Raw genomic sequence first — 5,747 nt, 5'->3', positions numbered from 1 at the left:
CGCACCGCGGTGCCTGGGCGAGCGCGTCGCCGCGCTTCAGGTCGCAGAGCGCGCGGAACAGCCCCACGTCGCCGCCCAGGCGGGCGAGGGCCCGCTTCACGGCTTTCGGCGTGGGCTCTATCACGTCGTCGTGATGCTTCACCAACGTCAGCACGCGCCCGACGAAGGCCGGCGAGAGTGCGAGCCGCCCCATGGCCGCCCGCGCCAGCTCCACGCTGATCTTCGCATGGCCGTAGAAGTGCCCCGTGCCGTCCGCATCCTGGAAGAACGCCGCCGGCTTCCCCATATCGTGGAAGAGCGCCGCCCAGCGCACGAGGGGGGAGGGCGGGGTGTTCTGCACGACGAACGCCGTGTGCTCGAGCACGTCGTATACATGGTAGGGCGTGCGCTGCTCGAAGCCCTTGCACGCCACCAGCTCGGGCAGTACCGCGGCCAGCACGTCCACCGTGCCCATGAGGGCGTCGTGCACGTGCGCGCCCAAGAGCAGGCATTCCAGCTCGTGCGTCACCCGTTCGGCCGATATGCGCAGAAGCTGGCCCTTGTTCGCCATCATGCCGGCGTAGGTGGCAGGCTCGATGGAGAACCCCAGCTGCGAGGCGAACCGACATGCCCGCAGGATGCGCAGCGCGTCCTCGGAGAAGCGGCGAGCGGGGTCGCCCACGGCGCGTATCGTGCGTGCTTCGAGGTCCGCCACGCCCCCGTACGGGTCGAGGATGCCGCGTTTTGGATGGTAGGCCAGCGCGTTCATAGTGAAGTCGCGGCGGGCCAGGTCCTCCTCGATGGTGCGGACGAAGGAAACGGCCTCGGGGTGCCGCGCGTCCGCGTAGACGCCGTCGTCCCGGTAGGTCGTGATCTCCAGCGCCTCTTGCTCCACTACTACGGTGAGCGTGCCGTGCGCCGTGCCCGTCTCGTGCGTGCGGCAGCCGGCCGCCTCGAACACGCGCTGCACCTCCTGCCAGGGCGCGTCGGTGGCCACGTCGACGTCGGCGCACGCCCGCCCGAGCAGCGCATCGCGCACGAAGCCGCCCACGCACCATGCCTCGAAGCCGGCTTCCTCGAGCGCGGCGAGGGCGAAGGCGGCCTGCGGGGGCAGGGGGATCGTGACGGGGCAAGGGCCTCCGGGGGCAGCACTGCGAGCCTGCCCCCGCTCTGCCAGCCCGTCGCCAAGTTGTCCGGGTTCCTCCATGCCGATCTCCTATCCCGCCTATGCTCCCTGAGGGGGAGCGCCCTTGCCCGCCTTGCTTTTCCCTGCGTCGTCCTTTGTTGCCCCTACTAGTATAGGTGAATCCGTGGGGCCTTGTTTCCCGCGCTCTCTTGAAGTAGTCCCACCGTTGCATTATCGAAGGCCGAAGCCCGCCTGCGCCGCCGCCTGCCCCCGCACCCGCCACATAGAGTCCGCCCCGAGCGCCTTGAGCGGCGACACGTACAGCACGCGCACGCCACGCGGCGGCCTCGCGGAAGCGGGGCGTGCCTTCTCGCGCATGAGCGCGTCGAGCGCGAACAGGAACGCGGCCAGCGTCTTGCCCGAGCCGGTGGGCGCGATGACGAGCGCGTTCTCGCCGTCTTCCACCGCCTCCCACGCCTGCTCCTGCACGGGCGTGGCGCCCGCCGGAAACGCGTCGAGGAACCACCCGCGCACGGCTTCGGAAAACCGCATGAGGGCGTCCGGAGACGGGCGGGCCCCGTCGTCCGCGCCCGCTGCAGCAGCGTGCGCGGCCTCGTCCTCGGCACGGTTTCCCTCGTCCATGGCAGCCCGTCGCCCCCTTCCGGCTATCGTCGTACGGTCCCGCCCATCTTACCGCATATGCGCCGCGCAAGGCGCCCTGTCACCCCGGCCGTTGCGAAACCTTTAGGACGCACGCGAGCACCTGCCGCAAAACGAGAGGAGGGGGACGGCCATCCGTCCCCCTCCAACCCGCGCCTCGCGGCCAGGCCCGCAGCGCAGCCGCAGCCGGCGCTTTCCCGCAGGACGCCCTCTACGCCGCGATCTCGAAGCCCTCCGCGTCCAGCTCGGGCGCGCCCTCGGCCCGGCGACGCTCCACCAGCCGGCGCGCGGCGGGGATGGACGCCAGCAGCGCGAGCCCCATGACCACGCTCGCCGCGATCACCATGATCCACACCGGCGCGAACGACAGGTACGCGTCGAACATCACGCCCGACACCACCGCGCCCACGGCCGCTCCCAACAGCTCGAACGCCGTCACGATGCCCGTAACCGTGCCCAGATCCTTCTTGCCGTACTCCTTCACCACCATGATGGGCGGCGCCACCGTGCCCATGCACGTGGCGAACCCGAAGAACAGGCAGGCCAGGATGGGGCCCCAGTCCGTCGCGGGAAACAGCAGCATGACGCCGGCCAAAACCGACGTGACCGTGCCCAGGATGGTGCCCATGCGCATGCCCCAGCGGTCGTAGATGGCCCCGAGCGCCACCTTCGCCACGATGACCACGGCCAGGTAGAACGACCACACGGAACCCGCCCACAGCGTGGAGTGCCCGCCGGTCACCACCTCGGTGCCGCCCACGGTCACGCTCGTCATGTTGGCGATGGAGTTCGTGATGATGCACCCGTTCGTGATGCCCATGGCAACGAAGCCCACGACCAGCAGCCAGAACGCGGCGCTCCGGCGCAGCGCCTTCCACCCCACCGCCACCGTGACCGGCTCGTCGGGCGAGCGGTCGGCCTTCGTTTGCTCGATCTGCCCGGCACCGTAGGGCTCGAGGCCCTTCTCGCTCGGGCGCGTGCGGAACGCCGCCACCGCCAGCGGCAGGGCCGCCACGAGGCACACCACGGCCAGCAGCAGGAACGCCGCGCGCCAGCCGGACGCCTCGATCATCGCGCTCGTGGCCGGCGAGAGTATCACGCCGCCGATGCCCGACCCCGAAAGCGCGATGGACACGGCCAGCCCGCGCTTCAGCGTGAACCAGTTCGAGATGATCACCGACACCAGAAGGCGCGTGCCGGCCACCACCACCATGCCCGCCACCACGCACAGCGCGTACAGCTGCCACACGGCGGTGATCTGCGACAATCCCACGAGCACCACCGAGCTCGTGAGCACCGTGACCGCCCCCAGCACCCGCGCGGAGCACTTGTCCGTGAGCTTGCCGATGACAAGCGACGCGAACACCGCCACCACGGTGGTGATGGACACGCCCGTGTTGAACTGCCCCACCGTGAGGCCCAGGTCCTCCACGATGTGCGTCTGGAACAGCGGGATGCAGTTCACGAACACCGTGTAGCAGGTGGCCATGATCAGCAGGCCGCCGATGACGATCCACCACCCGTAGAAGAACTTCCCCTGCTTACGCCCCTGATCGGCCATGGTTCCTCATTTCCCCAACTGGTCGAGATGCCGTATGAACTCCACGTAGAACCCCACCCCGCGCTTGAAGCTGTCCACGTCCAGGTTCTCGTCCTGGCCGTGGATGCGGGCGCGCTGGTCGCCCTTGAACAGGAAGCCGGCGAAGCGGTACGTGCGCGGGCAGACGCGCGCGAAGTGGCGCGCGTCGCTGCAGCTGGACTGCACGTAGGGCGCGATACCGGCCTCGGGGTACACGGCGTTTATCGCGCGGCGCAGGTAGTCGAAGGCGGCGTCGCCCTCGAACGGCGACACGGGCGACGGCTCGCTCACCTCGAAGGTCGAGAACTCCGTGCGGCCGTCGAAGCGCTCCTCGATGCGCGCGAGGGCCGCCGCCACGTCCTCGCCGGGGTCCACGCGCACGTTCACCGTGGCCTTGGCCTGCTTGGGGATGATGTTGTGGGCCGGCGCCCCCGCGAGCTGCGTGAGCGCGTAGGTGGTGCGCACCATGGCGGCCGTCTCGGGGTTGCCCTTCATGATGCGCACCACCAGGGGGCGGAAGAGCCAGAGGTTGCCGAACACGATGCGCAGCGCGAAGCTGCCGTGCGAGGCCAACTCCCGCAGCATGGCCGCCACCGGGGCCGACAGCGCCGCGCGCGGCGGGTTCTTCTGCAGCGCGTCCAGCCCCGACACGAGCTTCGCCGTGGCGTCCTGGAGCGTGGGCGTGGCCGCATGGCCGCCGTCGGCGTTCGTGGTTATGCTCGCGTTGAACACGCCCTTCTCGGACACGCCCACCACGGCGAACGGGATGTCCACGCCGAGCGGCGGGTTGTCGATGACCGCGCCGCCCTCGTCAACCACCATGTACGGCACGCGCCCGATGCGCTGCAGGTGCTCCACCATGTGGGGCGCCGTGTCGCCGCCGTCCTCCTCGGTGTTCGACGAGAAGAAGTACACGTCGCGTGGGGGCGTGAACCCCTCGGCTATCAGGCGCTCGGCAGCCTCCATGAGGCCGGCCCACACGCACTTCGTGTCCACCGCGCCGCGCGCGTAGATGCGGCCGTCGTCGATGTCCGCTGCGAACGGGTCGTGCGTCCAGCCGACGGGGTCCGCGTCCACCACGTCGTGATGTGCCATGAGCACGATGGGCGCGAGCTCGCGGTTGGCGCCCTTCCACAGAAGCGAGATGCCGCGGCCGTCGATCAGCTCCAGCTCGCAGGCTTCGAACACGGCCGGGTACAGCCGGCGCAGCGCGGGCACGAACCCGTCGAAGGCCGTGCGGTCGGCATCGGGAGGAGGCCGCCGAGGCCTCCGCACGCGCCCCGCGCGCCTCGCGCTTCGTCATCATGGACGACTACCCCGCGCTCGATGCGGTGGACCACGCGCTGGCGCTGGCGCCCGAGGACTACAAGCGCCAGCTCAAGGCCGAGCAGGAGCGTCTGAACAAGCTGGAGATGGAGATGTACCAGAAGCGCATCCCCCTCATGGTCATGTACGAGGGCTGGGATGCCGCGGGCAAGGGCGGCAACATCAAGCGCGTGGCCCAGGCGCTCGACGCGCGCGCCTACACCGTGTTCCCGAGCCCCGCCCCCACGAAGCCGGAGCTCCTGCACCCGCATCTCTGGCGCTACTGGACGCGTCTGCCGAAGGCCGGCCACGTGGGCATCTACGACCGCAGCTGGTACGGCCGCGTGCTCGTGGAGCGCGTGGAGGGGTTCGCCACGCCGAGCGAGTGGGGCCGTGCCTATGACGAGATCAACGAGTTCGAGCGCGAGCTGGTGCGCTGGGGCGCCATCCTGCTGAAGTTCTGGGTCGACGTGAGCCCCGAGGAGCAGTTGCGCCGCTTCCGCGACCGCGAGCAGGATCCGGCGAAGCAGTGGAAGATCACCGACGAGGATTGGCGCAACCGCGATAAGTACCCCCAGTACAAGGCGGCTATCGAGGATATGTTCCGCCTGACGTCCACGCCTTTCGCGCCCTGGATGGTGCTGGAGAGCGACGACAAGCGCTACGCCCGCGTCAAGGCCCTTAAAATAATCAACGATGCGCTGGAAGCGCGCTTGCGCGAAAAGTGAGATAGCGCTACCATGATCAGACGATCGGAATCGAACCGCATGCTTCGGCGTGCTTGGACAAAGGGGTAGCCACCATGGTGGAACTTTTCGGAATGCAGATTCCCATGTGGGCAATTTGGGTAATCGTGGCCATCATCGTTCTTATCATCGTCGTATTCATCGCCAAGGGCTTCATCGACGAGATGAAGAAGAAGTAGCTCCGCTGGAACCGCCGCTTCGTGAAATATGAGCGTTTTCGAGGCACCGCGCCCCCATTCCGGGGGCGTTTGCTTATTATGGTAACGGTCTGGAGACGGCGGGCGAGGCCCCGCGCGTAGCCCGGCATTCGTCCATCCGAAAGGGAGCTATGGCCGAGTATCGACAATATCCC

6 protein-coding genes are annotated in these 5,747 nt (G+C 68.7%); 2 read left to right on the top strand and 4 right to left on the bottom strand.

Features of this window, described 5'->3' with window-relative positions:
- From GPA_RS09535 to GPA_RS09520, 4 genes are all read right to left on the bottom strand, one after another.
- Nucleotides 1-1,186, bottom strand: a 1,186-nt coding sequence (locus GPA_RS09535; RefSeq protein WP_083809040.1) for a CCA tRNA nucleotidyltransferase, incomplete at its 3' end; no start/stop codon positions are given.
- A gap of 150 nt (nt 1,187-1,336) precedes the next feature.
- Nucleotides 1,337-1,747: a DEAD/DEAH box helicase gene (locus tag GPA_RS09530; protein WP_015539737.1), complete on the bottom strand. Its 411-nt coding sequence runs from the start codon at nt 1,745-1,747 to the stop codon at nt 1,337-1,339.
- Between the two features lie 229 nt (nt 1,748-1,976).
- Nucleotides 1,977-3,326, bottom strand: coding sequence for an MFS transporter (locus tag GPA_RS09525; RefSeq protein ID WP_015539736.1), 1,350 nt, complete (start codon nt 3,324-3,326; stop codon nt 1,977-1,979).
- 6 nt (nt 3,327-3,332) lie between these two features.
- Nucleotides 3,333-4,619, bottom strand: coding sequence for a M20/M25/M40 family metallo-hydrolase (locus GPA_RS09520; protein ID WP_083809038.1), 1,287 nt, complete (start codon nt 4,617-4,619; stop codon nt 3,333-3,335).
- 29 nt (nt 4,620-4,648) lie between these two features.
- Here GPA_RS09520 and GPA_RS09515 point away from each other — a divergent pair, with 29 nt between their 5' ends.
- Nucleotides 4,649-5,377 (top strand): polyphosphate kinase 2 family protein, encoded by a 729-nt coding sequence (locus GPA_RS09515; RefSeq protein WP_015539735.1) that lies wholly within the window; start codon nt 4,649-4,651, stop codon nt 5,375-5,377.
- 74 nt (nt 5,378-5,451) lie between these two features.
- Nucleotides 5,452-5,574: a hypothetical protein gene (locus GPA_RS20400; RefSeq protein ID WP_015539734.1), complete on the top strand. Its 123-nt coding sequence runs from the start codon at nt 5,452-5,454 to the stop codon at nt 5,572-5,574.
- Nucleotides 5,575-5,747 lie beyond the last annotated feature (173 nt).

Origin of the sequence: Gordonibacter pamelaeae 7-10-1-b, assembly GCF_000210055.1 — a bacterium.
Lineage (GTDB): Bacteria > Actinomycetota > Coriobacteriia > Coriobacteriales > Eggerthellaceae > Gordonibacter > Gordonibacter pamelaeae.
Note: the sequence above shows the minus strand (reverse complement) of the source record. Positions and strands in the feature narration are given on the sequence as shown.

What these genes read in the sequence shown, in the direction of transcription:
- GPA_RS09530 (WP_015539737.1), bottom strand. Translation starts at nt 1,747, where the DNA reads ATGGACGAGGGAAACCGTGCCGAGGACGAGGCCGCGCACGCTGCTGCA.
- GPA_RS09525 (WP_015539736.1), bottom strand. Translation starts at nt 3,326, where the DNA reads ATGGCCGATCAGGGGCGTAAGCAGGGGAAGTTCTTCTACGGGTGGTGG.
- GPA_RS09515 (WP_015539735.1), top strand. Translation starts at nt 4,649, where the DNA reads ATGGACGACTACCCCGCGCTCGATGCGGTGGACCACGCGCTGGCGCTG.
- GPA_RS20400 (WP_015539734.1), top strand. Translation starts at nt 5,452, where the DNA reads ATGGTGGAACTTTTCGGAATGCAGATTCCCATGTGGGCAATTTGGGTA.